The organism is Pseudomonas sp. E45-MNA-CIBAN-0222, from assembly GCF_040310405.1.
Lineage (GTDB): Bacteria > Pseudomonadota > Gammaproteobacteria > Pseudomonadales > Pseudomonadaceae > Stutzerimonas > Stutzerimonas stutzeri_AC.
In genome coordinates, this window is record NZ_JBEOPU010000012.1 from 47,290 (window position 1) to 73,719 (window position 26,430).

Genomic DNA, 26,430 nt, shown 5'->3' on the forward strand with positions numbered 1-26,430 from the left:
CGTGGCTCCTCGTTCATTGCCAGGCCCGGTGGTAGGCGCCCAGAGTGGTCTGTGAGCCTTCGGAAAGACCATCGAGCACCTGACGCCAACCGGGTTCCACCGCATAGCGCTGCGGTGCCTTGAGGTAGCTGTCCAAAGCCGAACGCCAGACGCGGGTAACCTGCTCGACGTAGGCCGGGCTGCGCTGGCGGCCCTCGATCTTCATTGCGGTTACGCCGATGGCGGCGAGTTCGGGAATCAGGTCCAGAGTGTTCAAGCTGGTCGGCTCCTCCAGCGCATGGAAGCGCTGGCCGTTGACCATGAAGCGGCCCTTGCACAGCGTCGGGTAGCCCGCCGATTCGCCTTCGGCGTAGCGGTCGATCAACACGTTATTGAGGCGCGAAGTGAGCCCTTCCGGCTCCTCGCTCCAGCGCACCGCCTTGGCGGGCGAGCAGACGCCACAGAGGTTCGGTGATTCGCCGGTCAGGTAGGACGAAAGATGGCAACGGCCCTCGGCCATGATGCACAGACTGCCAAAGGCGAACACCTCGATCGGCACCGGGCTGCTGGCCGCGACTTGTTTGACCTGCTTTAGGGAAAGTACTCGCGGCAGCACCGCGCGGTTGATGCCGTAGCGCTCCTGATAGAAGGCCAGCGCCGCGGCGTTGGTCGCCGAGCCCTGTACCGACAGATGCAGATTGAGTTTGGGATGACGCTTGCTGGCGTAGCCGAGCACGCCGGGGTCGGCGGCGATCAGTGCATCGACACCCATGTCGGCTGCCTGATCCACGGCACGCTGCCAGCGGTTCCAACCTTCGGGCTGAGCATAGGTGTTGACGGCGATATACAGCTGTCGGCCCTTCTCGCGGATCAGCTGCAGGCCCTTGTCGAGCTGCTTTTCATCAAGGTTGAGACCGGCGAAATGGCGGGCATTGGTGTCGTCGCGAAAACCGACATAGATAGCATCGGCGCCCTGCTGGACGGCGGCTTTGAGCGCAGGCAGGCTTCCTGCCGGGCAGACCAGGTGCATGACAACTCCTAGACATTCGGGTACATGCGCGCCACGCACTGGCGGCGCGGCGGTCGTTCGGCTGAACGGAAAACAGCCGGCAGTCTAGGCAGCTGACCAGTGGCCAGCATTGATAGGGGTCAAGAATGATCGGACGTCGCGAGTGCGACGAAATGCAGCACACAGGCTCCCGCCAGCGATCGGATCGCTAGCAGGAGAGCGGAGCTCAGATGCCCTCGTCGCCCTGAAACTCCTCCGTGGCGCGGGCGACCATCTGCCGCCAAGCCCCCGACTCCTCGCCGAGCAGGCGAATGGCCTTGAGGCTCGCGGCAAAGGCGTCACGGTAGTGCAGCGGGTTGTTTTCGCTGGCGGCCCGCTCGGCGAAGGTCTGAGCCTCGCTAAGCAGCGCTTCGAATTCGTTCTGGTCCAGGGCCATCGGGCTCTCCTCGGTTAGTGATTTGAGGTTAGACCATCGCATGACTCCTGCGACTCTCGCCGGCCGACGGGCGCTACTTCAGCTTCAGTCGCCGCGCCAGTTTGTGCAGGTTGCTCGAATCGACATCCAGCAGGCGTGCGGCCTGTGCCCAGTTCTCGCCGCTGGCTTCCAGTGCGCGGACGATGGCCTGCCGTTGCGCGGCATCGACGCTTTGCCGCAGTGGCATTACCTCCTCGGTTGGAATCGGCTCCTGGGCCAGCAGTGTCGGCTGCATACCTGCGCTGTGGCTATCCAGGTCCAACAGGTCGGGTTCAAGGGTAAGAATCTCGCTGCGCGAGGCGCCACGGCTCAGAAGACGCAGCGCTGCGCGGCTGACCACATGCTCCAACTCGCGCACGTTGCCTGGCCAGGCGTAACCGAGCAAGGCACGTTCGGAGGCGGGTGAAAGACGCATGCTGCGCAACCCCAGACGGGCGCGATTGAGCTCGAGGAAATGGCCGGCGAGAATCAGAACATCATTGCCGCGTTCGCGCAGCGGTGGAATCGGCGCCGGATAGACCGACAGGCGATGATAGAGGTCGGCACGAAAATGCCCGTCGCGCACGCTTTCGCGCAGGTTGCGATTGGTCGCGGCGATGATGCGCACATCGACCTGACGCGGCTTATCGGCTCCCAGACGCTGGATCTCGCCGTTCTGCAGCGTGCGCAATAGCTTGGCTTGCACCGTCAGCGGCAGCTCGCCAACCTCGTCGAGCAGCAGCGTGCCCCCATTGGCAGCGTCGAAGCGTCCCGGCCGGTCTGCGGTGGCGCCGGAGAACGCGCCCTTGACGTGGCCGAACAGCTCGCTTTCGGCTAGCGACTCCGGCAACGCTGCGCAATTCACGTGCACCAGCGGCTTGTTGCGCCGCCGCGAATGACGATGCAGCCAACGGGCGAACAGTTCCTTGCCGACTCCGGTCTCGCCGAGCAGTAGCACCGGCAGCTCGGAGTCGGCCACAACCTGCAGCTCGCGCAACAGGTCGCGGATCACGTCGCTCTGGCCGAGAATTTCTCCGTCACCATGGTCGAGCGTTGTTTCCATCACATCGCTGCGTGCCAGACGCAGGCCGCGATTCTCATGCTCCAGACGGGTCACCCGCACGGCCGCCTCGATCACCAGGGTGTAACGCTGCAGGTCGTGCCGGGCGTCGTCATCGAAGGTGCCGGCATGCAAGGCATCGAGGGTCAAGGCGCCCCATAGCTTGCCCTCGACGTACAGGCTGACGCCCATGCAGTCGTGCACTGGCAACGGTTCGCCAATATGTGCATCGAGCAAACCGTCGTATGGATCAGGCAAACGACTGTCAGGTTCGAACCAGGTCGGCTCGCGCTGCGACAGAATCGCAGCAAGCCGCGGGTGTTGAGCAATCACGAAACGCCGACCGAGTGCCTCTTGCACCAATCCAACCGCCGCCAGTGGGCGCAAGCTATCCTCATCCAGGCGGAGCAGCACAACGGCGCCACAACGGAAACGCTGGTGCAGGGTGTGCACCAGGCGCTGCAAGCGTACGGCGTTTGGTAGTTCGGTGGTCAAGTCGGCAAGTAGTGCATCAGCCATCATGGTGCAAGATACCCTCATGGTTTTAAACACCATAGCCGCGATGGGTGATTTCTACCAGCGGTGCCTCGCAGTCGGCGGTTTCTGCGGGCTCCGGCGCTGGCATGGCTGTTGCGATGGACTGAAGCATATCCATCAGGACCGCCGCTATGACCACCGACCTTATCGACCACACCCTCGGCCATCTCGCATGTTCGGTACCCGGTGCCACACGCGTATTTCGTCAATTTCGACTGGATTTCTGCTGCGGCGGTGACCTGCCGCTGCGCGAGGCCGCACAACGCATAGACGTCGACCCGCAAGTCATCGCCGGCGCTCTACTGGCACTGGAGCCAGAGGACTCTGAAAAGGACTGGCGCGCAGCTCCCGCGGGAGAGCTGATCGAATACATCCTGGCGCGCTTCCATGAGCGGCATCGCGACCAGTTCCCGGAGCTGATTCGCCTGGCCAGCCGGGTCGAACAGGTCCATGGCAGCCGCCCCGAATGCCCCAACGGTCTCGCCGAACACCTGTGGCATATGCAGCAGGAGCTGGAAAGCCACATGCTGAAGGAGGAACAGATTCTCTTCCCGATGCTACAGCGCGGCATGCGCTTCCCGCAGGCACAGGGGCCGATCTCGGTAATGCGCTACGAGCATCAGGAGCACGGCAATGCGCTGGAGCAGCTGGCCGCGCTGACCGATGACATCACTCCGCCGGCCAACGCATGCAATACCTGGCGCGCGTTGTATCGCGGCCTGGAGGAAATGCGCAGCGATCTGATGCAGCACATCCACCTGGAGAATAACGTGCTGTTTCGCAATGCCGAGGCGTCGATGCCGGTACAGAGCGCCCAGGTCGTCGAACCAATCGTGGAGATTCGCCCATGAAACAGTATCTGCAGCCGGTAGCCTGGGGCGTGGCGATGGCCTCGATCATTGCCCTGGCCAGCAACTTTGCCCTGACCATGGTCGTCAGTCCTGTACAAGCAGCCACCGCGCACGACCATGGCCACCATGCACAACCGGCTGCCGCGACAAGCGCAGTTCCGGGCGAGCGCTGGGCTACCGATGCCGCCTTGCGCGAGGGCATGACGCGCATTCACGAAGCGGTGCAACGCAGCATTCCAGCCAATCCGGGCGAGCCGCTCAGTGACGAGGCGGCGTCCACCCTGCAGCGCGACATAGAAGGCGCAACCAGCTACCTCATCGCCAATTGCCAACTCCCGGAAGCGGCAGATAACGCCCTGCACGGACTGCTGATTGATCTGCTCAAAGGGGCCGAGGCGCTATCGGAGCCCGACCAGCGCGAGGAAGGCCTGCAACGCATCGTCCAAACGCTTGATCGTTACCCGCAGATGTTCGTCGAGCCAGTCTGGCGAGACGGTTTCGTCGCTCACCTGCACTGATCGGGCACCTCGACGCCCACTCAACGTTGTCCAGACTTTGACGATCATCAAGGTCTGGCCTGCTTCATCGACACTACATGCGCTAGGCTGAAGGCCGACGTTGTTGTCATTGTTCAACTGAAACAGGACGCCTTGCATGGTGCTTCACCGCGTACACCACCAGATTCTCCGCAGCCACCACCTGTTCGAACCGCTGAACGAAGAGCAGATGGAAGAGCTGCTCAACGCCAGCCAACTGCTCAACCTGGACAAGGGTGACAACCTGTTCCACCAGGGCGAACCGGCACACAATTTCTACTTCGTCATCTCCGGCGCGGTGAAGGTCTACCGCCTGACCCCCGATGGCCAGGAGAAGGTCTTCGAGGTCATCGGCAACCGCCAGACTTTCGCCGAAGCCATGATGCTGATGGACACGCCAAATTACGTAGCCTCGGCCCAGGCAGTCTGCCCCTCGCAGGTCTATCGCTTCTCCAACGCCGCCTATATGCGCCTGCTGGAAGCCAATCAGCGCCTTACCTTTGCCCTGCTCGGCAAGCTCTGCGTGCGCCTGCACCAGCGCATCAACGAGATCGAAACCCTGTCACTGAAGAACGCGACCCACCGCGTGGTGCGCTATCTGCTGACGCAACTGGCACGGGTTAAAGACGGTAGCAACAGCTTCGAGCTACCCATGGCCAAGCAGTTGGTAGCCGGGCACCTGTCGATCCAGCCGGAAACCTTTTCGCGGATCATCCGGCGCCTGATCGACGAAGCCATCATCACCCAGGAAGGTCGCCAGATCGCTATCCTCGATCGCCAGCGACTCGAGCAGTTCGAGTGAGTTGATCGTCGTCAAAGCCCGCGGTTTTCCCGCCGTGTCAGGCTGTATCGACCGACAGGAGCGCCGCCATGCCCAGATGCCTGTATTGCCAACAGGACAACCCACCACAGGAAGCCGAGTGCAGCAATTGCGGCATGCCACTCCCCAAACACGCCGATAGCGCTCCGGAACGCCGGCAACGGCGCTTCCTATGGTTCTGCATCGGCCTCGCCATCTTCTGCGCGGTGATGGTCGTCTGGTTGCCACGCCACCTGTTCTGATCGTCTGACCTGCCGCCGCTTCGCCGCACCTGCTCTCACGTATCGCCAAGAGAGCATGGTCTGGCCGCAATGCCTGGAAGGTACAAAGGATCCCCCACCAAAGTGGTGGGCTGAAGCCCACCCTACGACTGTGCCCATCAACCGTCGTGCGCCTGTACGGCGGGCCTCGTGGTGGCATAACCGAAAACGAAATCCGCGCCGCTATGCGGAGCCACCTGTTTGCTAGGCCCGCAGGGTGGGCCATCAACCGTCGTACGTCTGTACAGTGGGTCTCGTGGCGGCATAACCGAAAACGGCACCCGCGCCGTCATGCGGAGCCACTTGTTTGCTAGGCCCGCAGGGTGGGCTTCAGCCCACCAGAGCCTAAGCACAAGCCTGCCACCACCAGAGATCGCTGAAGCGCCATGCAAAGCTGTCGCGCTATCCGGCCTTTCCGACAGATTTCATCGCGCCGCTACCGAGGCAATCAGCCAATGCCATCACGGCTGGGTCAGTTGCTTGTACAGCTGCGGCAGGCGGAAAGGCAGTTGTTGCGGTTCTTTGATCAGGGTGTAGCCGTTGGCGCCGAACATGTACGGGAGGTAGTCGCCGGCCTCACGGTCGATGGTGATGCAGAACGGTAGCAGCCCTTGGCGACGTGCTTCCATGACAGCCTGGCGGGTATCTTCGACACCGTAACGGCCTTCGTAGAGGTCGAGGTCATTAGGCTTGCCGTCAGTCACCAGCAGCAACAGCTTGCGTCGCTGCTTGCAGTTGCCCAGTAGCTCGGTGGCCTGACGGATGGCAGCACCCATACGGGTGTAGTAGCCGGGCTTGAGTGCCTGGATGCGCCCGCGGGTCTCATCGCCGTAAGGCTGACGGAAGCTCTTCAGCTCTTGCATGCGGACCTGCTGGCGACGCAGCGAGGAGAAGCCGTATAGCGCGAACGGATCGCCGACGGCCGACAAGGCTTCGCCGAACAGCAGCAGGCTATCGATGACAACGTCGATCACACGGTGCTCGTTGTCCAGATGTGCATCGGTGGACATGGATAGATCGGCCAGCAGCAGGCAGGCCAGATCACGACGATTCTGCCGTTGCTCCATGAACAGGCCGCGCTCGGCACACTGGCCGTTCTGCCGCTCGACGTGAAAATCCAACCAGGCCTGCATGTCCAGTTCAGAACCCTGGGGTTGCTGGCGCAGCCACTGGCGGTCGTTGCGCAGATGTTCGAACTGTCGGCGCAAGCGTCTTGCCAGGGGCGAAAGGCGCAGCGGCAACGGCTTGGGTTCGGAGCCGCAGGGCAACATCATCTGCAGATTGACGAAGTCCTTCTGCAGGCACTGCTTGCGATAGTTCCACTCGGGCAACTTGATGCCTTCACCCAACGGCACATCGTCAAAGTCCGACGCAGGCAGGTCCAGGTCGAGCTTCAAGCCGCCACCCTGACGCATCCGCTGGCGCGACAGAGCCAGTTCGTCGAGGTCCTCGGCGACGCGGGCCGCGTCGAGGTCTTCGGTGTCGTCATCGCAGCGGTCCAGTTCGACATGCTCGGACCAGCTGAACAGGTTTTCCAGACGGAACAGCAGCAGCCCGCCTTTGCTGGAGCTATCGTCGACGCGCCGGGCACGCTTGCGCTGCCGGGACTCGCCGCTAGGCGGCGTTTCCAGATCGCCCTCGCCCTCCTCGGCCCGATAGACCGCCTGAGGCTCGCCAAGGTTTTCCGCCGGGTAAAGCCACAGCGGCAACGGCCAAGGCGCTCGCTCGCAGCGCGGGAACTGGCTGACGCTGCCAGGCTCGCGCAGAGCTTGGCAAAGCGCCGCTTCCAGCGCAGCCTCGGCTTTGGGCAGCTGTTTTGGATCAGGGCGCAATTGCAGATGCGCCTCGACCAGGCGCTGATAACGCGGGCGCATGGCTGGAAATTGTTCGAGCAGCGCTTGTGTCCAGCGCTGATTGTCACGCGCCCAGTGGCGCATCTGTCCGGCCTGCGCTGCGATCAGCGCCAGCCAGCGATAAAGATCCTGATTGAGTGAGACTTCCGGGTACACCGCAAGACTCTGTGGAAGGCGCAGGTTACTGCTGTCGCACCAGGCCACCGGCAATTGCGTGCAGGTGCCGGCCACCTGTTGCAGCAGGTTGCGCCGCAGCACCAGGTCGCGGGCGCTAGCGGCCTCGACACCGACACCGCTGGCCCCACCCATGGCGCGAAACATCAGCGACAACGATCGCTGCATGCTCTCAAGATCGACCCGTGCCTCCGGAAAATCCGGGCTGGCGCGACGGGTGATGAAGCGGTGCCAGACACTGCCGACCCACTCTTCCACTTCGATGGTAAAGGCCATGACGCTTACTCCGTACCGGCGCTGATAAAGCAAAACGGCCCGCTGTTACCAGCCGGGCCGTCGATCCTCATTGCACTGTGTCTCAGGCCGCAGCAGGAGCTGCTACTACAACCGGTACCCGACCGCGCTGGCGGAAGCTGTACAGGTAGCAGACCAGGCCGATCAGGAAGAACACCCCGGCGATGAAGCGCAGCCAGAAGAAGATGGCCAGCTGGTCAGCGGTGTTCATGAAGGACATGGCAGCGCCGTCGGCAGGAATCCGTTGCAGCCAGATCTGCACGACACCAGCAGCGGTGAGGAACAGGGTGATGGCGATCATGGAGATGGTCATCAGCCAGAAGCCCCAGACTTCAATACGCTGTGCCCGAGCATCAGGCGCCTCACCCAGACCACGCAGACGCGGCATGGCGTAGCTGATCATGGTCATCACGATCATTGCGTAAGCGCCGTAGAAGGCCAGGTGGCCGTGTGCGGCGGTCAACTGCGAGCCGTGGGTGTAGTAGTTCACCGGGGCCAGGGTGTGCATGAAGCCCCACACGCCAGCGCCAAGGAACGCGGTCACGGTAGTACCGATTGCCCACAGCGATGCAGCCTTGTTCGGATGTTCGCGGCGACGACGGTTCACCATGTTCAGGGCAAACAGCACCATGGCGAAGAACGGTAGCGGTTCAAGGGCTGAGAAGATTGATCCCACCCACAACCACACAGTCGGCGCGCCGATCCAGAAGAAGTGGTGTCCGGTACCGATGATGCCGGTGATCAGGGCCATGGCGATGATCACGTACAACCACTTCTCGATTACTTCGCGGTCCACGCCGGTGACCTTGATCAGGACGAAGGCCAGCATCGCACCCATGATCAGTTCCCAAACGCCTTCTACCCACAGGTGTACGACGAACCACCAGTAGAACTTGTCGCGAGAAAGGTTTTCCGGGTTGTAGAACGCGAACAGGAAGAACACTGCCAGGCCGATCAGACCGGTCATCATCACCGTACTGACCACGGTCTTGCGACCTTTGAGCATGGTCATGCCGATGTTGTAGAGGAAGCCCAAAGCAACCACCACGATCCCGATCTTGGTGATTGTTGGCTGTTCGAGAAACTCTCGTCCCATGGTCGGTAACAGGTCGTTTCTGGTCATTTCTGCCAGAGCCGCGTAGGGCACGAACAGGTAGCCGAGAATGGTCAGCACGCCCGCGGCGGCAAACACCCAGAACAGGATGATGGCCAGTTTCGGGCTGTGCAACTCACAGTCCGATTCCTCAGGGATCAGGTAGTAGGCCGCCCCCATGAAGCCGAACAACAGCCAGACGATCAGCAGGTTGGTGTGAACCATCCGCGCCACGTTGAAAGGCAGCAGTGGGAACAGGAAGTCGCCCACCACGTACTGAAGCCCCATGATCAGGCCGAACAGCACCTGACCGACGAACAGAATGAGCGCAAACACGAAGTAGGGTTTAGCAACGGCCTGCGATTGGAATTTGAGATGCGGATTAAAACTGCTCATCTCGTGGCCCCTTCTATGGATTCGGAAACAAAGACGTCCATCACTCAACCCTCCTTGTTCGGCGGCCAGTCATTGGTGTCGATCTTCGAAGTCCACTTGAGGAACTCCGCCATATCGTCAACTTGCTGCTCGCTGAGATTGAATTGCGGCATCGCACGGCGACCGGGCGCTCCGAGTGGCTGCGCCTTCATCCAGGCATGCAGGAAGGGCTTGAAGGTCTCCTCGCCGCCACGGCGGACAAACACGTTGCCCAGTTCCGGTGCGAAGTAGGCACCCTCGCCGAGCAGGCTGTGGCAGCCAATGCAGTTGTTGTTTTCCCAAACTTCCTTGCCACGCACCACCGCTTCGGTCATTTCCGATTCGTTCGTTCGCTCGGGGAAAGTCTGCTCTGTGTGGTAAGTAAGGCCCAGAAACACCAGGAAGAAGAACACGCTTCCTCCGAAGTAAATATTCCTGGCCATACCTTTGGTGAAGGTCTCGGACATGGTCGCCTCCTCATGGCTTGGCGTGGCCAGTTTAAGAAGGGGGCTATCGAAACCTGCTTGATGGCAATCAAGAAAAACCCGAACGTTACAGTAGGGCATTCCGCGGAGCTGGATAGGTCGCTGCGAGGCCAGACGTGGCGAGGGCTACAGCTTTTTGGAGGCGTTTGAACAAGCTTATTCTGCCTATCCGACACGCGAACACGAGGGTCATATTGGCGCAGGGTTGCGCTCAGCCGATGCTGAACGCAGCCACGCCACGGCGCCGTACGGATGTCAGACGCGGCGTTGCCCAGCCAGACGCAGACCGGTCTTCTTCAGAATACGGCTGGACACCAACATGTCGTTTGCCCGGCAGGCATTGCCCAGCAGCGCGCGGATCTGATTGCGGTAGGCCTCGATGTCACTGGCATCACGCCCGTGCACCATGGCGAACAGGTTGTAGGGCCAGCCTTCCTGACGTGGTCGGCGATAGCAGTGGCTGACGAAGGGCTGGGCGCCGATCAGCGCGCCCAGTCTCGCGATCTCGGCATCGTCGACGTCCCACACCGTCATGCCGTTGTGTCGATAACCGAGACGGTAGTGGTTGGGTATCGCCGCGACCCGGCGGATAGCACCGTCGGCCTGCAGCCGTTGCAACAGGGCAAGCGTGTCGTCCACGTCGATCCCAAGCTCCTCGGCAAGCCATGCCCAGGGATCGGCCACCAGTGGCAACCCAGCCTCGGTAAGCTCGATCAGGCGGCGCGTCAGGCCCTCGTCAGACGGGGAAGTGCAAACCGACATGAAAGGTTTCCTCTTTCGGCAAATTGAGCACCGTGAGTCCGGTTTGCGCCTCGATGCGCGCAATGGTCTCGGTGATGCCCTGGGGCGTTTCGCAACCAAGCACGAACCACATGTTCCACTGGTGCTCACGGCGATAGTTGTGCGCCACCTCTGGCATCGCTTCCAGCTGCGCGGCGACGGCATCGAAGCGTGCCTCGGGCACCGACAACGCCGCCAGCGTGAAGGCACCGCCGAGACGATCGATATCGAACATCGGACCGAAGCGAGTCAGCGTGCCGTCGTCCAGCAAGGCCTGGACCCGCTGGCGCAGGATCTCGGCGCGACTCCCCAACTCCTCGGCCAGTGCTTCCCAGGGATGGCGTACCAGCGGCAGGCCGTGCTGCAGGCGATTGATCAGTTGCCGATCGAGCTCATCCATTGGCGACCTCTCGCAGCGGCGGCGCAAAGCGGCCACCGCACTGCTTGAAGGCGCGCGTACTGAACAGCAGCTGATGAGGCACCTCGCTCAAGCCGTTATCCGCCAGCAAGCGCTCGATCAGTTGGCAGACCTGCTCACGCTCGCGCCCGTGGACCATGCAGAACAGGTTGTATGGCCACTGCGGCAGACGCCGCGGACGCTGATAACAGAGGTTCACCCCTGCCGCCTGACCAAGGCGCCTGCCAATTTCGCCCACCTGCGCATCCGGGATATCCATTACCAGCATGGCGTTGGCGCGAAAACCGAGGGCGCGGTGCTTGAGCACCAGACCGACACGGCGAAACAGGCCCTCTTCCTGCCAGCGCTGGATCTGCTGGAGTACGTGCTCCTCGACGCTCCCTATCTGCTCGGCCAGTCGTTGATAAGGGCGCGCGGCCAGTGGCAGCCCGGTCTCGAGCAGACGGCGCAACTGCATCGCCTGCAGTTCGTTCAGGCAACTGTTCATGACGGATCTCCCAGCGGAAAGCCCAGGTCGATGCGGAATGCGTGAAGCATCGGCAGATCGAGCGGCACCAGCCCTGTGTCGGCTTCGATCTCGGCAAGCAGAGCGTCGATATGCGCTCGATCTGGTCCTGTCAGCACGAACCAGAGGTTGTAACGGTGCTCGCGCAAGTAGTTGTGGTTCACTTCGGGGAATGCATTGATGCGCGCCGCAACCTGCTCCAGGCGCGCCTCGGGAACGGCCAGCGCGACCAGCGTGCTGGCGCCGGCACGGCTGTGTTCGAATACCGGGCCGATGCGCGATAGGCCACCGCCCTCCTGCAGCTGTTCGAGGCAGGTCAACACCTCGCCCTCGCTGCAGCCGAGCTCGTCGGCCATGGCGCGATAGGGCTCGGCGCACAGCGGCATGCCATGCTGGTAGCGGTCGATCAGGCGGCGGCTGAGTGCGTCGATATGCATGTCACAACCCCGTCTCGTGGGCGCGGCTGCTGAAGAAGATGCCGCTCGGACTGTGCGCCGGCAGTCGCTTGAGCAGCTTCAGGGTATAAGGGTCCCAGACCTGGATCTCCTCGCCGTCACGCACCGACAGCCAGAGCTGATCGCCGCGGGCGGTGAATTCCATGTGCAGCACGGCTGGCCCGGGCTCCAGATCGGCGATGATTGCGTGAGTCTCGCTGTCGATGACCTGAACCCGGTGGTTGTCCGGATGGGCGAAGTTGACCCATATCTGCCGAGCGTCCGGCCGCGCCATGACGAAGATCGGCTGACCGGCTACATCGATGGCAGCGGTCTGCTGCCAATTCTGCGAGTCCATCACCAGCACGCGATGCTGGCCGACCGCCGGTACGAAGGTCTGGTTACCTGCAACGGTCCAGCCTTCCAGGTGGGGCATCTTGTAGACCGGCAGTTTCTGCTCGCCCCGACCGTAGCCGTCAAGAATGCGCTCGACGCCGCGCTCGGGATGCCAGAGATCGATCTTGGCCATGCCGTCCTCGCCGAACAGCCCGGCAATGTAGTAACGACCCTCCGGCGTCAGCAGTGCATCGTAGGGCTGCCGACCAATACCTTCGAAACGGGTGATCTGCGGCTCGTTGCCCTGGCTGAAATCCAGCAGCCAGGTTTCGTCGGTATCGAACAGGCTGTAGATGAAGCGCCGGCCGGGTACGTCGATCACGCCGACCACGCGAGCATTACGGCTGCCATCGGCCAGCGGCGTGGCGGGGATGTCGGCCACCAGCTCCAGCGTCTTGGCGTCGAACACCTTGACCCCGCCCGGCTCGTAATTGCCGACCGCTATCAGAGTGCCGTCCTGGCTGATCGCGCCGCCGATGCTGTTGCCGCCCTGAATCACCCGGCGGTCGATGCGATGGCGCAGCAGATCGACCTTGGTCAGCCCACCATCACGACCGAACACATAGGCGTAACGCTGATCACGGGAGAACACCACCGAAGCATGGGACAGATCCCCAAGGCCTTCGATACGGGCAATCTGGCTCTGGTTGCTGCTCTCGATGATCTGCAGGCTGCCGGTGGCACGCTCCACCACTACACCGAGGTCGCCGGTACCGCGCAAAGGCTGCTGCGCACAGGCAGTAAGCAAACCGACCGCAGCCAACAGCAGAAAAGGACGAATCATGGCTTGGGATATCCTTCGAGAAGACGGTCAACCAGATAGGCGATGTCCTGCTCGTCGAGCAGGGCATTCCAGCCGGGCATGGCGGTGCCAGGGCGGCCGTGGGTAACGGTGGCGATCAGACTGTCACGGGGTTTGCCGGCAAGCGCCTCGCGGGTCAGCGCGGGGCCAAGGCCGCCGGTCATGCGCAGACCATGGCAGGAGCCACAGTCCTGAAGAAGCAGGTGGTCAAGCGTTGCCTGGCGCTCGGCAGCGGGCGCTGCAGCCAGAGCAAGGGGAAACAGGAGAAAGGACGCCAGGGCCAGCCCCAGACGTGAAACGGCGTGTCGGGCAACTGTCATGGCGTCCTCCGGAGCAGCTTACTTGAGGCTAAGAACCCACTCGGCGAGGATCTTGGCTTCCTCCTCGGTGACTGGGTTTGGCGGCATCGGGATCGGGCCCCAAACGCCTTGGCTGCCATTCTTGATGTGCAGAGCCAGGGTGTCGGCAGCGCCTTCGACGCCGGCATTCTTGGCGGCGACTTCTTTCAGAGCCGGGCCAACCATCTTGGTGTCGACGCTGTGGCAGGCCGCGCAAGGCTTGCTCTTGAACAGCGCTTCACCGTCTTGCGCCAGCGCCGGCTGCATGGCCAGCGCGCCGCCGAGGGCGAGCATCGGGATTAGAATTTTTTTCATCAGATCTTCCTCAAGGCTAAAAGGGTGAACGTCACCGCCCACCCAAAGGGTGCTCAGTAAAACGCACTGAGCAAGTGCACGGTAAATTTACCGCTTGTGCTAGGCAACCTTTTGTCCTTGGTCATTGTTTGTGGGTTCCGGGACTTCGAACGGCTGCGTCGCGACCTGTGCGGGCAGGCTCAGAATGAATGAGCCGCTATGCCGGTTCCTTGATTGCAATCAAATCATCCCACTGGCACGGCCCCGGCGGTCGCAGGTCGGTAGGCGTATCATGAGCAGCACGAGGCCGGCATCACGCCGGCCCGTTGCTTGCCACTGTTTTATTGCTTGGCGGCGGTAATGTCGCCCTGAGCATCGATGCCCAGCGAGTAGCCAAGGGAGACGTGGTGGTAACGCCCGGTGGCACTGTCGTCGTGGATGGCGAAACCGAAGTTGTAGAGGTTGCCCGGCGCGAGGGTCACGTCACCTTCGCCTCCAGCGAATTTGCGCGTGAATACCACTGTCCAGGTATCACCGTCGAGCTTGCCCTGAGCGTCGACCAACGCCTGACCACCTTCCATCACTCGCTCGGTCGCCACGTAGCCGTCGAAGGCCTTGTTCTCACCGCTGCGCCACTGGTTCAGATCGTAGTAGACGCCGTTGGCCAGCGAGCCGTCCTTGACGTACTTGGTCTTGGTGTCTGCAGCGCCCGGCATGGTGCGCGCATCGCCGTGACAGCTGCCCCAGCAACCGCCCGCTTCGGCCAGTTCGACCTTGGAGCCACCTTCGAGCATGTAGGCGATCTTGACCGGGTTGTCAGCGTCCATCGGGGCCGCGCCGGAGGCCGCCGGCTGCTTCCAGGTGAAACGCAGGTAGAGGTTCTCACCGTCATTGGCAGCCTGCACCTTGGCGTTGATGAAAGGCGCCTTGCCGGCAATCGGGCTGGGCTCCAGCTTCTTGCCGCTGGCCATTTTTTCGCCCATGTCGGAGGCTTCCTCGGAGTGGCAGCCGGCGCAGGTTTCGCCTTTTTTCAGGGCGCGCGCACCACCGTGCTCGGTACCCTTGGTGATCCATTCCACCGGCGACACGCCTGGGTAGAACAGCGTGACGTCGGTCGCTGCCACCGAACTCCAATCGGCAGGCGCGGCGGCCATAGCACCGTGTGTTCCGAAGGCGATCACCGCCCCCACCGCACTGGCCATCAGGGTCTTTTTCATAGTCGGTTCCTCATCATCGATGGTTGGCTGGCCCGCCAGGACCGCTTGATCAATCTTCGTCTTCTTCGGTCATGCCTTCAGGCAAGTGGTGTGCAATGCCCTTGTGGCAAGCAATGCAGGTCAGGTTGTCTTCACGCGCCATCTCATGTTGCTTGCGAGCGCGCTGTTTCTGCATGTCGGAGCTCATGCTTTCCAGGCTGTGGCAGTTGCGGCACTCCCGCGAATCGGATGCGCGCATCCGTGCCCACTCCCGGCGAGCCAGCGTCAGCCGCTTGGCTTCGAACTTCTCGGCGGTGTCGATGGTGCCGACGATCTTGCCCCACAGCTCCTTGGAGGCTTCTACCTTGCGCACCATCTTGTGCGTCCAGTCCCTTGGCACATGGCAGTCCGGGCAGGTCGCGCGCACGCCGGTGCGGTTGGCGTAATGAATGGTTTCCTTGTATTCGGGGTAAACGTTGTCACCCATCTCGTGACAGGAGATGCAGAAGGTTTCGGTGTTGGTCGCTTCAAGCGCAGTGTTGAAGCCGCCCCAGAAGACGATGCCGGCAACAATGCCCACTATCAAAATGCCGCCGAGCGAATAGCGCGTGCTCGGCCGCCGCAGTAGCGCAAGGATGCCGCCCTTTTGTTGCTTGTTGCCGTCTTTATCGGTCATGGAATCTGTTCCCTTGCCAGACCCACCGCGCCAGGCGCGGTGGGTGTTAACAGGCAATCCTCGGGCGGATTAGTACACGTCGTACATGGTGTTGAAGACGTTGAACTTGCCGGTCGGCGTGACGATTGCCGGATCGGTAATCACCTTCTTCAGCTTCAGGGTCTTGTCGTCGTAGATCACGATCGCAGACTGGTCGGTCTTGCCACCCCACAGGGAGATCCACACCTCGTTACCCGCCTCGTTGTACTCGGGGTGGGTAGCGCGACGGATCGCCTTGCTTTCCGGCAGACCGGAGTCCTTGGCGACGTCGAGACGCTTGGGTTCCTTGCTCAGATCGGCCAGGTCGTAGACGTAGACGGACTCGGCGACTTCCCGCTCGGGGTTCATCGGCGCGTCGGCCCAGAGGTTCTTCGACTTCGGATGGGTCTTGACGAACAGGTTGCCCGCGCCCGGCATCTTCAGTTCCTGCACCACCTTCCAGTTGTGCTCCTTGTACTTGGCGTACTTCGGATCGTCGGAAGCGGTGGAGATCAGCGAGACCACGTCATCACCCAAGTGACCGGTGGTCCAGACCGGGCCGAATTGCGGATGGATGAAGTTGGCGCCGCGACCCGGGTGCGGGATCTTCGCGGTGTCGACCAGTGCAGCCAGCTTGCCGGTCTTGGTATCGACCGCAGCGACCTTGTTGGACGCGTTGGCAGCAACCATGAAGTAGCGCTTGGAGTAGTCCCAGCCGCCGTCATGAAGGAACTTGGCCGACTCGATGGTAGTGGTCTTGAGGTTCTTCAGATCGGTGTAATCGACCAGGATGATCTGCCCGGTTTCCTTCACGTTCACCACCCACTCCGGCTTGATGTGCGAAGCGACGATGGACGCTACGCGCGGCTCGGGGTGGTATTCGCCATCGACGGTCTGGCCGCGGGTGGAAACGACCTTGATCGGCTCCAGGGTTTCGCCGTCCATGATCGAGTACTGCGGCGGCCAGTAGGTGCCACCGATCAGGTACTTGTCCTCGTAACCCTTGAACTTGGAGGTGTCCACGGAACGGGCATCGGAGCCCAGGCGCACGGTGGCGACGGTGGTCGGCTCTTCGTACCACATGTCGATGATGGTGGTCAGGCCATCACGGCCAACGGTATAGACGTAGCGGCCGGAAGCCGACAGACGCGAGATGTGTACCGCGTAGCCGGTGTCGAGCACCTTCCAGATGGTGTGGGTGTCACCGTCGACCAGCGCCAGTTTGCCGGCATCACGCAGGGTGATGGCGAAGACGTTTTTCAGGTTGATCTTGTTCAGCTGCTTCTTCGGACGCTGGTCAACCGGAACGATGAGTTTCCAGCTGTCCTTCATGTCCTGCAGGGAGAACTCTGGCGGCACATCCGGAGTGTTCTGGATGTAGCGCGCCATCATGTTGATTTCTTCTTTGGTCAGGATGTCGTCGTAGTTGACCATCCCGCCTTCGGTGCCATAGGCAATGATGTTTTCCAGGCGCTTGGTGCCCAGATTGAGGGTACCGCCCTCGGTCTTCTTGCCATCCGCTTCGGTTTTGCTCCAATGCGGCTCTAGATTCTTGCCCGTGGCTCCTTTACGCAGAACGCCGTGGCAACCTGCACAACGCTCGAAATAGATCTGCTTGGACGCTTCCTTCTCTTCGGCGGTCATCTCTGGGGCTGCAGCCTGGGCGACTGCCAGACCAAGCAACGAAAGGCCGGCGATCAGGCCAGCCAGGATAGGTTTACCAACATTGCTCATCCTTCTCTCCTATGGGAGCGCTTCTGGCGACTCCTGCTAGTTACGGCGGTGTGGCAGTTCCCGGGGACTTCTTCTTTTTGCGACTTGGATGCTATGAGAGCGGCAATCCGAAAGCGCTTGACGGCAATCAAGAGAGCCCCCGGCCCCCCCCGAACGTGACGCCTTGTCGCGGGCGCAACACGCTGAAACGTCTGGAATCGGCTTCGATTGGCAGGCATCCGGCACGGGACTTGATCGCAATCAAGCTTTGCCGGCGGATGGCTTGAGGGGGCAAAGCGGGGCCGGTAGCTTGGCGATGGAAATAACCAACTGCTGCCGTGAGGTACTTGCCTGTGAATGCGATTGAAATCCCGACTGCCGCCGGCACGCCTGACGCGCCCTTCTACCAACCGTTGGGCAATGAAGAGCAGCTGTTCCAGCAGGCCTGGCAGCACGGCATGCCCGTGCTTATCAAGGGCCCGACCGGCTGCGGCAAGACCCGTTTCGTACAGCACATGGCGCATCGCCTGAATCTGCCGCTGTACACCGTGGCCTGCCATGACGACCTGTCGGCGGCCGACCTGGTCGGCCGACACCTGATCGGCGCACAGGGCACCTGGTGGCAGGACGGTCCGCTGACCCGCGCGGTCCGCGAAGGAGGCATCTGCTACCTGGACGAAGTGGTGGAAGCACGGCAGGACACCGCCGTGGTACTGCACCCGCTGGCCGATGATCGCCGCGAACTGTTCATCGAGCGCACCGGCGAGGCGCTCAAGGCGCCGCCGGGCTTCATGCTGGTGGTGTCCTACAACCCCGGTTACCAAAACCTGCTCAAGGGCATGAAGCCCAGCACCCGCCAGCGCTTCGTGGCGATGCGCTTCGATTACCCACCGGCCGCCGAGGAAGTGCGAATCGTCGCCAACGAGGCCCAGGTGGACGTCGAACTCGCCGCGCAGGTGGTCAAGCTCGGCCAGGCGCTACGCCGGTTGGAGCAGCATGATCTGGAAGAAGTCGCCTCGACCCGCCTGCTGATCTTCACCGCGCGGATGATCCGCTCCGGCATGACCGCGCGTCAGGCCTGCCTGGCCTGCCTCGCCGAACCGCTCTCGGATGACCCGCAGACGGTCGCCGCGCTGATGGATGTGGTCGATGTTCACTTCGTCTGAAGCCATCGGCCAATCGTCCCGGCGCCTGCCGGGCGATTTGGCGATGTGGTTTTTCATACTCGCCGAGCTGACCGTTTTCGCCATCCTGATCCTCGCGTTCGCGGTCGCGCAGATGCTCTATCCGGAGCAGTTCGGCGAGAGCCGCGCAGCACTCGATAGCTCCATCGGCCTGGCGCTGACCCTGAGCCTCCTGACGTCCGGGCTGCTCGCAGCCCTGGCCGTGGAGCAGGTACGCCAGGCGCGACAGGGGCGCGCGGCACTGCTGCTACTCGCTGCGCTGGCGTCGTCCTGCGTCTACGTGGCGCTCAAGCTCAACGAGTACAGCCACCTGGCCGGGCTCGGCCTGGGGATGGAACACAACACCTTCTTCACCCTGTACTGGATTCTCACGGGCTTTCACTTCCTGCATGTGCTGCTGGGCATGGTGATCCTCGCCTGGCTGGCCGAGCGCTGCCGTCGCGGCGCCTACCGGCCCGACGACCACAGCGGGCTGGAGTCCGGAGTGCTCTACTGGCACATGGTGGATCTGGTCTGGGTGCTGCTGTTCCCACTGGTTTACGTGCTCAACTGACGAGGTCGTCATGTCTGCTTCCAAGATCCTGGTGGGCTGCTGGCTCGGCCTAGCCGTGCTGTCAGTTTCCACCGTGCTGCTGGGCAATGCCGGCGCAACGCTGGCGTTGGCCGCAGGCGTTCTGCTTGCCGCTTTCGGCAAGGCCTGGCTGATCACCGACGGTTTTATGGAACTGCGCCACGCCCCGCCCGCGTGGCGCCTGCTGTTGCTCGGCTGGCCCTTGCTAATGGCGATTGGCGTGCTGCTGACGCTGCTCTGACCAGCGGCACGCCCCGCCACGCCCCTTGCCCCGGCGCCGGGCGCCCCCCGCAACTTTTATTGTTTACGGTCAAGGCCAGCCCTACCCCGCTCGGTGATCCTGCTGCTCAAGGAGCGGGCGCCCAACACGGCGCGCCCGGTGAGATACGCTGCCGAAGCGGAGCCGCCCCATGTTGAGAATCAGCCATTACCTGCGTGCCCTGGCCCGGCCTACCACACCGGTACTCGGTGCCCGCAGCGCCAGCGGCAAGCGCCCACCTGTGGTCATCTGGAATCTGCTACGGCGCTGCAACCTGACCTGCAAGCACTGTTATGCCACCTCCGCCGACAGCGAGTTTCGCGACGAGCTGGATACCGCCGAGGCGCTGAAGGTCATCGACGACCTGCACGAGGCCGGTGTGCGTGTGCTGATCCTCTCCGGCGGCGAACCGCTGCTGCGTGCCGATATCTTTCAGCTCGCCGATTACGCCCGTGACAAGGGCTTTTTCGTGGCGCTGTCGACCAATGGCACGCTGATCGACGAGAGCAACATCGAACGCATCGCCGCAGCACAGTTCGACTACGTGGGCATCAGCATCGACGGACTGGAAGCGGTGCACGATGAATGGCGCCAGCTCAAGGGCAGCTTTGCCTCGTCGATGCACGCCATCGACCTGTGCCGCCAGCGCGATATCCGCGTCGGCCTGCGCACCACCCTGACGCAAAACAACTATCCGCAGCTGCCGGCCCTGCTGGCGCTGATGCGCGAACACGATGTACAGAAGTTCTACCTTTCGCACCTCAACTACAGCGGCCGCGGCAAGCGCAGCAGCAAGGCCGACGCCCATCACCAGATGACCCGCGACGCCATGCATCAGCTCTTCGAGCAGGCCTGGGACGACGTCCAGCACGACCGCGAGACTGATTTCGTCAGCGGCAACAACGACGCCGACGCAGTCCTGCTGTTGCAGTGGGTAGAGGACCGCCTGCCGGAACATCGCGATCGCCTGGAAGGCATGCTGCGCGCCTGGGGCGGCAACGCCTCGGGCAGCGGCATCGCCAACATCGATAACATTGGCGACGTGCACCCCGACACCTACTGGTGGCAACACACCGTCGGCAATGTGCGCCGACAACGTTTCAGTGACATCTGGCTGAATGAGCCGGTCCCGCTGCTGGAGGAACTGCGCCAGCATCCGCGCGCGGTCCGCGGTCGCTGTGCCGACTGCCGCTGGCTGGCGATCTGCAACGGCAACACCCGCACCCGCGCCTGGGCGCAGGGCGATCTGTGGACCGAAGACCCGGGCTGCTACCTCTCCGACGAGGAAATCGGCCGCCCCACACCCCAGTGCATACCCAGCATCGCCATTTGATCAATCGAAGCGGCCATCAAGCGCCGCAGCAAAGCACTCCGTAAGTCCGATGAGAATTCAGGAGCACCGCATGGACCAGCCACTCACATTTCCCGCCGCGTTGAGCGCCGCGTTCGCCCCCGGCGAAGTCGCTCTGGTCGGTGCCGGCCCGGGCGACCCCGGCCTGCTGACCATGCGGGCCTGGAGCCTGCTGCAACAGGCCGACGCGGTGGTCTACGACCGCCTGGTCAGCGACGGGCTGATGGCGCTGCTACCAGCCAGCTGCAGCCGCCATTACGTCGGCAAGACCAGCGGCTACCACAGCCTGCCGCAGCCGGAAATCAATCAACTGTTGGTCGATCTGGCCCTGCAGAACAAGCGCGTAGTGCGGCTCAAGGGCGGTGATCCGTTCATCTTCGGCCGCGGTGCCGAAGAGCTGGAATTCCTGCTGCAACGCGGCATCGACTGCCAGGTGGTGCCAGGCATCACCGCTGCGGCTGGCTGCAGCGCCTATGCCGGCATTCCACTGACCCATCGCGATCTGGCCCATTCCTGCCAGTTCATCACCGGCCACCTGCAGACCAACGGCGAGCTGCACCTGCCATGGGACGCCCTGGCTCAAGGCGGACAAACACTGGTGTTTTACATGGGCCTGGCCAGCCTCGGCGAGATCTCGCGCAACCTGATCTCCGCCGGATTGCCAGTGGACACCCCTGCCGCGCTGATCGGCAACGGCACCCGTGAGAATCAGCAGGTGGTCCGCTGCACACTGCGTCAGCTGCCAAGCATGGCCGACGAGCAGCACCTTACCCCGCCCACCCTGACCGTCATCGGCCGGGTGGTCAGCCTGTTTGCGGATCGCCAGGTCGAACACCCGGCGCGCCTGCAAGGTGATCCAGATCCGAAAGCGGAGGCCTCATGCAACTGATACCCGCCCTGCTGCTGGCAGCCGCGCTGCCGGCGGCTACCTTCGTCGCTCTTGACCTGGCCATTCCGCGGGCCGCCGCGGCCACTCCACCAGTCGACAGCCAGGCGCTCTACGAGCAGCACTGCCAGAGCTGCCACGGCGCCAACCGTCTCGGCGGCGCCGGCCCCGCGCTGTTGCCGGAAAGCCTCAGCCGCATCAAGCCGGCCGAAGCGCATTCGGTGATTCGCGACGGCCGCCCAGCAAGTCAGATGGCGGCCTATTCCAGCGTGCTGAACGAAGCGCAGATCACCGACCTGGTCGCCTATCTGTATCAACCTTCCGCCGTGCCGCCGACCTGGAGCGACGCCGACATCCGTGCCAGCCACCGCATCCTCAAGGATGTCGCTTCGCTGCCCACCAGCCCGCAACACGGCGCCGACCCGCGCAATCTGTTCGTTGTGGTGGAAGCCGGTGACAACCACGTGACCATCCTCGATGGTGATCGCTTCGAGCCGCTGACCCGTTTCCAGTCGCACTTCGCCCTGCACGGCGGTCCGAAGTTCTCGCCGGATGGCCGCTTCGTTTACTTCGCCTCCCGCGACGGCTGGATCAGCGTCTACGACCTGCACAACCTGAGCATGATCGCCGAGGTCCGTGCGGGGCTGAACACCCGCAACCTGGCCGTCAGCAACGACGGTCGCTGGGTACTGGTGGGCAACTATCTGCCGGGCAACCTGGTGTTGCTCGATGCCCGCGACCTGTCGCTGATCAAGCACATCCCCGCGGTTGGCCAGGACGGCACGCCGTCGCGGGTCAGCGCCGTCTATACCGCACCGCCACGCGAGAGCTTCGTGGTCGCGCTGAAGGACGTGCAGGAAGCCTGGGAGCTGTCCTATGCCGGCGAGCCAACGTTCGAACCGCGGCGCATCAAGGCAGCCGACTTCCTCGACGATTTCTCCTTCACCCCTGATTACCGCCACTTGCTGGCCACTTCACGCAAGGCCCACGGCGGCCAGGTGATCGATCTGGACACCGGCAAGGCAGTCACAGACATTCCGCTGCCGGGCATGCCACATCTGGGTTCGGGGATCTACTGGAAACGCGACGGCAAGTGGGTATTCGCGACGCCCAACGTCAGCAAAGGCCTGATCTCGGTACTTGATATGGAGACCTGGAAGCTGATCAAAGAGATACCCACCGAAGGCCCGGGCTTCTTCATGCGCAGCCAGGCCAACTCGCCTTACGCCTGGACCGACGTGTTCTTCGGCCCGAACAACGACGCCGTGCACCTGATCGACAAGCAGACCCTGGAGGTCGCCCACACCCTGCGCCCGATGCCGGGCAAGAATGCCGCCCACGTCGAGTTCACCAATGACGGCCGCTACGCACTGCTCAGCGTCTGGGACACCGAAGGTGCGCTGATCATCTATGACGCCAAGACCCTGGAGGAGGTCAAACGCATCCCGATGAACAAGCCCTCCGGCAAGTACAACGTCGGCAACAAGATCGATTTTGCCGAAGGCACCTCACACTGACGCGGTATTCGGGTCGCCTATCGTGCAACGAAGGCGACCTTATCGCGCAACAACTGCTTACACTCGTCGCTCCTATCAAATTTCCTGCACTTGAAAGGCCGACCATGGATATCGATCTCGCCCGCACCTTCCTCGAGATCATTCGCAGCGGCAGCTTCATCGCAACCGCCGAACGCCTGCACATCACTCAGACGGCCGTTACCGCGCGCATCCATAACCTGGAAGGCCAACTGAGCTGCCGACTGTTCGTGCGCAACCGTGCAGGTGCTCGGCTGACGGCCGATGGCGAGCGCTTCGCCTCCTACGCACGACAGCTGGTACAGACCTGGGAAGCTGCAAGACGCGATCTGCCGCTGCCACGGGGCTATGGCGAGCTACTGACCCTTGGTGCCGAAGTGAGCCTGTGCAACCCGCTGATGCTGGCCTGGGTGCAACGGCTGCGCCAGGCTCTGCCCGGTCACGCCCTGCGCAGTGAGGTGGCCAGCGATAGCGAGCTGCAGCACAAGCTCGAATTGGGCGCGCTGGATGCGGCACTGGTTCATCAGCCGGAGTACCGCCCTGGCCTGCAGGTAGAGCAGTTACTGGAAGAAAAGCTGATTCAGGTGGCACACGTACGGGAACCGTCGCCCTACCTCTATATCGACTGGGGCCCGACGTTTCGCCGGCAACACGATCAGGCTCTGCCCGAGCATACCCGTGCGGCGCTCACCTTCAGTCTCGGGCCGTTGGCTCTGCAATATCTGCTGCAGTGTGGCGGACGCGGGTATTTCCGTACCCGGGTGGTGCAGCGCTATCTGGACGAAGGCTTGCTCAAACGGGTCGAGAACGCACCGGAATTCAGCTACCCCGTATATCTGGTGCATGCCCGTGCCAGCGAGTCACCGGCGCTGCTCAAGGCGGTGGAGCTCCTGCGCGACGTCGCCCGAGACGAGTACGACTGGTCGCGTTGGTATTACCCGCTCTGAGCCTTCGCTTCAGTCCGGCAAGTGCCGCAGCCAATTGCGGTACAGCGCCGCGATCAGATCGGTCTGGGTGATCATGCCGACCAGGCGCCGCTGCGCATCCACCACCGGCAAACAATGCAGGCCACGGTCGGAGAGCAGATAGACCAGCTCGACCATATGCGTGTCAGCCGTCACCGAGACCACCGGCGAGCTCATGATGGCGCGCAGTTTCGTGCCGCGCAGAAACTTCAGCTGGCCGAAATTCAACCGCCCGGGCCGCGGATGAAAATACTTGAGCAGATCGACCAGCGTGACAATGCCGACCAGCTCGCGGCTATCGCTCACCACCGGCAACGAGCGCAGGCGATTACGCTGCAGGGTGCTCCAGGCCTGTTCGATGAAGGTGTCCGGTGTGTGCGAGTAGACATCCCGGGACATGATGTCCGCCGCGGTGACTTCGCCCATGCTTCGCCGCAGCGCGTGCTTCTCGGTCTGTTTGATCAGCCGCTCGAGGTCATCGCGGGTGACGTCGACATACTCACCGAACTCGCGTAGCGCACGGTCCACGTCGTCGTGGCTGAAGCTCATGCGCTCACCTGGCTGCGGGTCGCTGGTGTGATGCAGGTTTTCGCGCGGCAGGCGTGGTTTGGGATACGGATGCCGCGTGAGATTGTTGTAGAGCAGCGCCACGGCCAACAGCAGCAACGAATTGAACGCCACTGGATAAAGCAGTGCGTAGCCCAGCTGATGTATTTCCGGACTACCAACTACCGCGACCAGCGCCAGCGCAGCCCCCGGCGGATGCAGGCAGCGCAGGCTGAACAGGCAGACCAGCACCAGGCACACGCACAGCGCCGCCGCGACCATCGACGGCAGGCTGGTCAGCCCCAGGCTGACACCGATTACAGTGGCCAGCAGATTGCCGCCGATCACCGACCAAGGCTGAGCGAACGGGCTCGACGACGCAGCGAACAGCAACACCGCCGAGGCACCCGCGGGCGCCACCAACTGCAGCGTCAGCGGCACGCCGAACAGCCAGAAACCGCTGAACACGGTCAGCAACATGACGATGGCGATGCCGCCGGCAGCGCGCAGCCACTCTTTCGGCGGAGCATTGAAGGGAGCGGGAACGAAGGAGCGGAACCAGTCGATGAGGTTGTCGTGCATGTGTCCTGCTTGAATCGGTACAACGAAGGTGCGCGTTGAAAGCGGCGCCACGGCAAAGCGCCCATACGCTCGATGCGCGCGACGCTGCCGCATAACGGGGGCGGTAACGATGGCGATGAACGTGAGCACTGCGACGCAATGCCACAGCGCGGGACGCGGTCGGCATTGTCGGCTCGCAGATGATCAATCTCTAACGAATACTTTTGAGCGAATGCATCAATAAAAATGCACTCAAATAATGCATAGACAGGCACGGATTTAAGTGACGTACCGTGAAAGACAGCAACAAGGCGCCGAGAAGCGCCCTTGCCAAGAGACTCGGGCGCCGTGAGGACGCCCGAGACAGCAGAACAGCAGAACAGCAGAACAGCAGAACAGCAGAACAGCAGAAAATTTCAGCTTACGGTGTAACCGTTATCCACCACCCAATCCTGGCCGAACACGCCGCGCGCGCCCTGAGAGAGCTGGAACAGGATGACGTTGGCGACTGCCGCGGACTCGAGGAAGTGCCCGGGCAACAAGCGTTTGGTTACGCTATCGGCAACCGCTTCCAACTGCTCGTCATTCAGCCCCAGGGAGCCCCAGATGGCAGTGGCAGTCGGGCCGGGTGAGACCATGTTGATGCGCACATTCAGCGGTGCGAACTCCACGGCCAGCGTGCGCGCCTGTGCGGCCAGCGCGGCCTTGCTGGCGATGTAGGCCGCCAGCCCCGGGAACGTCGAGCGGATCAAAAAGGTGCCGACGAATACCACCGAGGCGGGCTTGGCGAGCTCGTTACGCAGGGCCGCGAAGGTGTTCAACGCACCCGCACCGTTGACCGCCCACTGCCGGTCGAACGCGGCCATATCCAGACCATCCGCCAGTTCGGCGATTCCGGCATTAGGCACCAGATAATGCACCGGCCCTAGCTGCGCGGCACGACGGGCCAGCTGGGCCAAGTCATCGGCCGAGGTGACATCGCCACTTAACCATTGCAGCTGTTCGGCGTGGGTTTCCAGCAACGGCTCGAGGCCGCCGATGCTACGCGACATCGCCAACACCCGTGCGCCTCGCTGCAACAGGGCCGCGCACAATGCCAGGCCGATCCCGGAGCTGGCTCCGGTGACAACAGCCAGACGATCCTGAAACTCGCTTTTCATCATCATCTCCGAGCTCGACGCAT

29 protein-coding genes are annotated in these 26,430 nt (G+C 62.6%); 11 read left to right on the top strand and 18 right to left on the bottom strand.

Annotation, left to right across the window (positions count from 1 at the left end):
* Positions 1-13: 13 nt before the first annotated feature.
* From ubiU to norR, 3 genes are all read right to left on the bottom strand, one after another.
* Positions 14-1,009 carry a ubiquinone anaerobic biosynthesis protein UbiU gene (ubiU, locus tag AAEZ08_RS17470; protein ID WP_003279696.1) on the bottom strand — a complete coding sequence of 332 codons (996 nt, stop codon included), beginning with the start codon at positions 1,007-1,009 and terminating at the stop codon, positions 14-16.
* A 205-nt stretch (positions 1,010-1,214) separates the two neighbouring features.
* Entirely contained in the window at positions 1,215-1,424 is a 210-nt protein-coding gene (locus AAEZ08_RS17475) for a hypothetical protein (RefSeq protein WP_003279694.1), read from the bottom strand.
* Between the two features lie 73 nt (positions 1,425-1,497).
* A complete protein-coding gene (norR, locus tag AAEZ08_RS17480) occupies positions 1,498-3,024 on the bottom strand; it encodes a nitric oxide reductase transcriptional regulator NorR (protein ID WP_500124826.1) in 1,527 nt (508 codons plus the stop codon).
* Between the two features lie 146 nt (positions 3,025-3,170).
* On the opposite strand from norR, the gene ytfE reads away from it, so the two are divergent.
* The 4 genes from ytfE (at position 3,171) to AAEZ08_RS17500 (ending at position 5,488) form a co-directional block, all read left to right on the top strand.
* Entirely contained in the window at positions 3,171-3,890 is a 720-nt protein-coding gene (gene ytfE / locus AAEZ08_RS17485; RefSeq protein WP_500124784.1) for an iron-sulfur cluster repair protein YtfE, read from the top strand.
* Entirely contained in the window at positions 3,887-4,408 is a 522-nt protein-coding gene (locus AAEZ08_RS17490) for a DnrO protein (protein ID WP_500124785.1), read from the top strand. The genes ytfE and AAEZ08_RS17490 overlap by 4 nt, the downstream gene beginning before the upstream one ends.
* Positions 4,409-4,544: 136 nt before the next feature.
* A complete protein-coding gene (locus AAEZ08_RS17495; RefSeq protein ID WP_003279689.1) occupies positions 4,545-5,228 on the top strand; it encodes a Crp/Fnr family transcriptional regulator in 684 nt (227 codons plus the stop codon).
* Between the two features lie 68 nt (positions 5,229-5,296).
* The gene (locus AAEZ08_RS17500; protein WP_003279687.1) at positions 5,297-5,488 is read left to right on the top strand and encodes a hypothetical protein; all 192 of its coding nucleotides are present in this window, start codon (positions 5,297-5,299) and stop codon (positions 5,486-5,488) included.
* Positions 5,489-5,967: 479 nt separating this feature from the next.
* On the opposite strand, the gene AAEZ08_RS17505 is transcribed toward AAEZ08_RS17500, so the two are convergent.
* From AAEZ08_RS17505 to AAEZ08_RS17565, 13 genes are all read right to left on the bottom strand, one after another.
* Entirely contained in the window at positions 5,968-7,809 is a 1,842-nt protein-coding gene (locus AAEZ08_RS17505) for a nitric oxide reductase activation protein NorD (protein WP_102820904.1), read from the bottom strand.
* An 82-nt stretch (positions 7,810-7,891) separates the two neighbouring features.
* The gene (locus tag AAEZ08_RS17510; RefSeq protein ID WP_003279682.1) at positions 7,892-9,316 is read right to left on the bottom strand and encodes a cbb3-type cytochrome c oxidase subunit I; all 1,425 of its coding nucleotides are present in this window, start codon (positions 9,314-9,316) and stop codon (positions 7,892-7,894) included.
* A 44-nt stretch (positions 9,317-9,360) separates the two neighbouring features.
* Positions 9,361-9,801, bottom strand: coding sequence for a c-type cytochrome (locus AAEZ08_RS17515; RefSeq protein ID WP_058065565.1), 441 nt, complete (start codon positions 9,799-9,801; stop codon positions 9,361-9,363).
* A 273-nt stretch (positions 9,802-10,074) separates the two neighbouring features.
* Positions 10,075-10,581, bottom strand: coding sequence for a siroheme decarboxylase subunit beta (gene ahbB / locus AAEZ08_RS17520; RefSeq protein ID WP_003279929.1), 507 nt, complete (start codon positions 10,579-10,581; stop codon positions 10,075-10,077).
* On the bottom strand, positions 10,556-10,999 hold the full coding sequence (locus tag AAEZ08_RS17525; RefSeq protein ID WP_058065566.1) for an Lrp/AsnC family transcriptional regulator: 444 nt from the start codon (positions 10,997-10,999) through the stop codon (positions 10,556-10,558). The genes ahbB (AAEZ08_RS17520) and AAEZ08_RS17525 overlap by 26 nt, the downstream gene beginning before the upstream one ends.
* Positions 10,992-11,504 (bottom strand): siroheme decarboxylase subunit beta, encoded by a 513-nt coding sequence (ahbB, locus tag AAEZ08_RS17530; RefSeq protein ID WP_500124786.1) that lies wholly within the window; start codon positions 11,502-11,504, stop codon positions 10,992-10,994. Before ahbB (AAEZ08_RS17530) ends, AAEZ08_RS17525 begins: the two co-directional genes overlap by 8 nt.
* A complete protein-coding gene (locus AAEZ08_RS17535; RefSeq protein WP_058065568.1) occupies positions 11,501-11,959 on the bottom strand; it encodes an Lrp/AsnC family transcriptional regulator in 459 nt (152 codons plus the stop codon). The genes ahbB (AAEZ08_RS17530) and AAEZ08_RS17535 overlap by 4 nt, the downstream gene beginning before the upstream one ends.
* Before the next feature lies 1 nt (position 11,960).
* Positions 11,961-13,136: a cytochrome D1 domain-containing protein gene (locus AAEZ08_RS17540; protein ID WP_500124787.1), complete on the bottom strand. Its 1,176-nt coding sequence runs from the start codon at positions 13,134-13,136 to the stop codon at positions 11,961-11,963.
* Positions 13,133-13,474 carry a c-type cytochrome gene (locus AAEZ08_RS17545; RefSeq protein ID WP_003279938.1) on the bottom strand — a complete coding sequence of 114 codons (342 nt, stop codon included), beginning with the start codon at positions 13,472-13,474 and terminating at the stop codon, positions 13,133-13,135. The genes AAEZ08_RS17540 and AAEZ08_RS17545 overlap by 4 nt, the downstream gene beginning before the upstream one ends.
* A gap of 18 nt (positions 13,475-13,492) precedes the next feature.
* On the bottom strand, positions 13,493-13,807 hold the full coding sequence (locus tag AAEZ08_RS17550) for a c-type cytochrome (protein WP_003279940.1): 315 nt from the start codon (positions 13,805-13,807) through the stop codon (positions 13,493-13,495).
* Between the two features lie 320 nt (positions 13,808-14,127).
* The gene (locus tag AAEZ08_RS17555) at positions 14,128-15,003 is read right to left on the bottom strand and encodes an ethylbenzene dehydrogenase-related protein (protein WP_003279941.1); all 876 of its coding nucleotides are present in this window, start codon (positions 15,001-15,003) and stop codon (positions 14,128-14,130) included.
* Positions 15,004-15,052: 49 nt separating this feature from the next.
* Entirely contained in the window at positions 15,053-15,658 is a 606-nt protein-coding gene (locus AAEZ08_RS17560) for a cytochrome c3 family protein (protein ID WP_003279943.1), read from the bottom strand.
* Positions 15,659-15,727: 69 nt separating this feature from the next.
* The gene (locus AAEZ08_RS17565) at positions 15,728-17,410 is read right to left on the bottom strand and encodes a nitrite reductase (protein ID WP_058065571.1); all 1,683 of its coding nucleotides are present in this window, start codon (positions 17,408-17,410) and stop codon (positions 15,728-15,730) included.
* Positions 17,411-17,742: 332 nt separating this feature from the next.
* On the opposite strand from AAEZ08_RS17565, the gene AAEZ08_RS17570 reads away from it, so the two are divergent.
* The 7 genes from AAEZ08_RS17570 to AAEZ08_RS17600 all read left to right on the top strand — a co-directional run bounded on the left by AAEZ08_RS17570 (position 17,743) and on the right by AAEZ08_RS17600 (position 24,122).
* Positions 17,743-18,555, top strand: coding sequence for a CbbQ/NirQ/NorQ/GpvN family protein (locus AAEZ08_RS17570; RefSeq protein ID WP_058065572.1), 813 nt, complete (start codon positions 17,743-17,745; stop codon positions 18,553-18,555).
* Complete coding sequence (locus AAEZ08_RS17575; protein ID WP_058065573.1) at positions 18,539-19,126, top strand: cytochrome c oxidase subunit 3; 588 nt, start codon at positions 18,539-18,541, stop codon at positions 19,124-19,126. Before AAEZ08_RS17570 ends, AAEZ08_RS17575 begins: the two co-directional genes overlap by 17 nt.
* A gap of 10 nt (positions 19,127-19,136) precedes the next feature.
* Positions 19,137-19,385 carry a cytochrome C oxidase subunit IV family protein gene (locus AAEZ08_RS17580; RefSeq protein WP_003279949.1) on the top strand — a complete coding sequence of 83 codons (249 nt, stop codon included), beginning with the start codon at positions 19,137-19,139 and terminating at the stop codon, positions 19,383-19,385.
* 169 nt (positions 19,386-19,554) lie between these two features.
* On the top strand, positions 19,555-20,736 hold the full coding sequence (gene nirJ, locus AAEZ08_RS17585) for a heme d1 biosynthesis radical SAM protein NirJ (protein WP_500124788.1): 1,182 nt from the start codon (positions 19,555-19,557) through the stop codon (positions 20,734-20,736).
* Between the two features lie 70 nt (positions 20,737-20,806).
* On the top strand, positions 20,807-21,643 hold the full coding sequence (gene cobA / locus AAEZ08_RS17590; protein WP_102820909.1) for a uroporphyrinogen-III C-methyltransferase: 837 nt from the start codon (positions 20,807-20,809) through the stop codon (positions 21,641-21,643).
* Entirely contained in the window at positions 21,634-23,157 is a 1,524-nt protein-coding gene (locus AAEZ08_RS17595; RefSeq protein WP_181067346.1) for a nitrite reductase, read from the top strand. Before cobA ends, AAEZ08_RS17595 begins: the two co-directional genes overlap by 10 nt.
* Before the next feature lie 104 nt (positions 23,158-23,261).
* Positions 23,262-24,122 (top strand): LysR family transcriptional regulator, encoded by an 861-nt coding sequence (locus AAEZ08_RS17600; RefSeq protein ID WP_102820911.1) that lies wholly within the window; start codon positions 23,262-23,264, stop codon positions 24,120-24,122.
* A gap of 9 nt (positions 24,123-24,131) precedes the next feature.
* On the opposite strand, the gene AAEZ08_RS17605 is transcribed toward AAEZ08_RS17600, so the two are convergent.
* Both AAEZ08_RS17605 and AAEZ08_RS17610 read right to left on the bottom strand, forming a co-directional pair.
* Positions 24,132-25,268 carry an HPP family protein gene (locus AAEZ08_RS17605; RefSeq protein WP_500124789.1) on the bottom strand — a complete coding sequence of 379 codons (1,137 nt, stop codon included), beginning with the start codon at positions 25,266-25,268 and terminating at the stop codon, positions 24,132-24,134.
* A gap of 395 nt (positions 25,269-25,663) precedes the next feature.
* Complete coding sequence (locus AAEZ08_RS17610; protein WP_036990769.1) at positions 25,664-26,407, bottom strand: SDR family NAD(P)-dependent oxidoreductase; 744 nt, start codon at positions 26,405-26,407, stop codon at positions 25,664-25,666.
* Between the last annotated feature and the right edge of the window lie 23 nt (positions 26,408-26,430).